Source organism: Yinghuangia sp. YIM S09857 (assembly GCF_051388915.1).
In the GTDB taxonomy this organism is placed as follows: Bacteria; Actinomycetota; Actinomycetes; order Streptomycetales; family Streptomycetaceae; genus Yinghuangia.
Map to the genome: position 1 here is coordinate 165,769 of NZ_JBPKBH010000013.1, position 2,261 is coordinate 168,029.

Genomic DNA, 2,261 nt, shown 5'->3' on the forward strand with positions numbered 1-2,261 from the left:
CAAGGCATTTCCCGGAGGAACCTGCGACGTCGAGGCCGAGGTCGCGGCCATCACAGCTGCGGAACCGAGCCGGTCCGCCGTCGTTCGGCAGTCGAGCCGCGGCATGCACTCACGGACACCGAGCGTGTACGAACTGCAAGGTGGAGTAACGGGTTTCCGTGAAGCGCATGCACTGTCGCCAATTCGACACGTGTCGACCGAACTGGTAAGTCAACCGCTATTGACTTCCCTTCGTCGACCTAGCAAATTGCCGTGGCAATTACCGGAACTCCAATTGCCACCAACAATCCGGTGACCGCCGGTCGGTGGCGAAGTGCCGCTCGTGGTGGGGGCATCGGCGGTGAGGTCAGTTCACCGGAACATCGCGCGGATCCTTCGTGCGCCGGGGGCAAGGGAAGGCTCGGCACCGCGACCAGGGGTGCGCCGGGCGTACTGGGAGCCACCCGTCGACCGTTCGCGGCCAGGCGGACGTCGAGTGCTGCACCGCCGACGCTGTGCCGGTGCGCGTCGTCCCGGACTTCGCCGCTGTCGGGGCGTACCCCGGAACGCTGATCCGCACCCTCGTCCGACATCGAGGTGCCTGCCAGGGACGCACGGACGACACAGGAGGATGCCTTGGAATTGCGAAGACTGTTCCCGCGGCGCACAGTTGCGGCGTTGGCCACCGGAACGCTGGCGCTGGGCGGCCTTGCCGTACTGACGGCGCCGAGTGCCAGTGCCGGGACCATCACGTCGACGGTGACGTGTGTGCTGCCTGCCGGGCAGGGAACGTTCACCGGGCCGCAAGAGATCACGCTGACGTTGGACAAGACCACTGTGGAGCCCAACGGTTCCATCACCGGATCGGTGACCTTGGGCCCCAGCCCGGCGATCAGCCCGGTGCCCATGACGATCTACGCGACCCCGCGGATGAAACTCGAAATGCGGGGAGCCGCGACCGGCAGTGTCACCGTCACGGGACCCGAGACCATGATGGAGGTCAAGCAGGGCGAATCGCCGCCGCTGCCGCCGTATTCGGGCTCGTTCTCGATTCCGGCGAACGCGACGCCCGGCGGGAAGATCGAGTTCACCGTTGTGGAGATGGTGACCGACGCGCGCTTCGGGCCCGGTCAGGACCCGGCCTTCCCGACGGTCTGCACCGCCGGAGCGGGCAGTGAGCAGACCCTGGCCGAGGTGACCGTCTCCGGTGGCGCACCGGCCGACCCGGTTCTCACCGGACCCTCGGCACCGGTGACAGTCGGCCTGCCCGCGACGCTGTCCGGGACCGGGTTCGCCCCGAACGCGACGCCGTCGGTGTCCCTGTGCGACGCGGACGGCAGCAACTGCCTTGCCGAGCGGTTCTCCGCGAACACCCTGGCGATCGACGCGTCCGGTGTTCTGTCGGGGACGGCGACACTCGCACCCACGCTGACCCCCGGCAACTACGTGGTGAAGGTGAGCGACGGGGCCAAGTCGGCCACCGCGCCGCTCACCGCCCAGGCCGCGGCCGTACGCGTCGCGCAGATCAATCCCACGAACGGGCCGGTGGGTACTGATGTGACGGTGACCGGCACCGGATTCACGCCTGGAAAGTTCGTCTACGTGGTCGGTGCGGACGAAAGCGGCATCGGCGGTCCCGGGGTCAAGACCGCGACCGTGGCGCCGGACGGAACGTTCTCGCTGACGGTGACGATCATGCAGGCGAGCGTCACACAGATCCGGGTCCGTGAAGGAGTCCCGTCCTCCAGCCCGACGCTCTTCGTGCCCTTCACGGTGACCACCGGCCCGGCGCCGGGCACGCAGGGTGTCAACGTCGCCTTCACTCCGGGGTCGCTGTCGATGACCCAGGCCGGTACCGGGATCGACTTCGGTACGGCGACGCTGAACGGGCAGGCGCAGCGGCTCACCGCGCCGTTGAACCAGGTGACCGTGACGGACTCCCGCGGCGGTAACGCGGGTTGGTCGCTGACCGGGATGATGACGGACCTGACGGCCGCGAACGGCACGGACAAGATCCCGGCGGGGAACATGAGTTGGGCCCCGTCGTGTGCGGCGTTGCCCGGTGCCCTGTCGGCGGTGACGTCCGGTTCGGCCGGTCCGCTCGCCTCGTCGGCGACGCTGTGCAGTCAGGCCGCCGACACCAAGGCCACCGGCGGGCGCTTCACCGCCGACGCGCAAATCACCCTCACAACCCCGGAGTTCGCCGCCGCAGGCGCCTACACCGGAACGCTCACCCTGACCCTCATCTGACGTACGCGCGGCCCCGGACCCGCCGGTCCGGG

1 protein-coding gene is annotated in these 2,261 nt (G+C 68.8%); it reads left to right on the plus strand.

Features of this window, described 5'->3' with window-relative positions; translation table 11 throughout:
• Positions 1 to 615: 615 nt before the first annotated feature.
• Positions 616 to 2,229, plus strand: a complete 1,614-nt coding sequence (locus tag ACRX5S_RS26110; protein ID WP_436775528.1) for a WxL domain-containing protein — start codon at positions 616 to 618, stop codon at positions 2,227 to 2,229.
• The last annotated feature ends 32 nt before the right edge of the window (positions 2,230 to 2,261 follow it).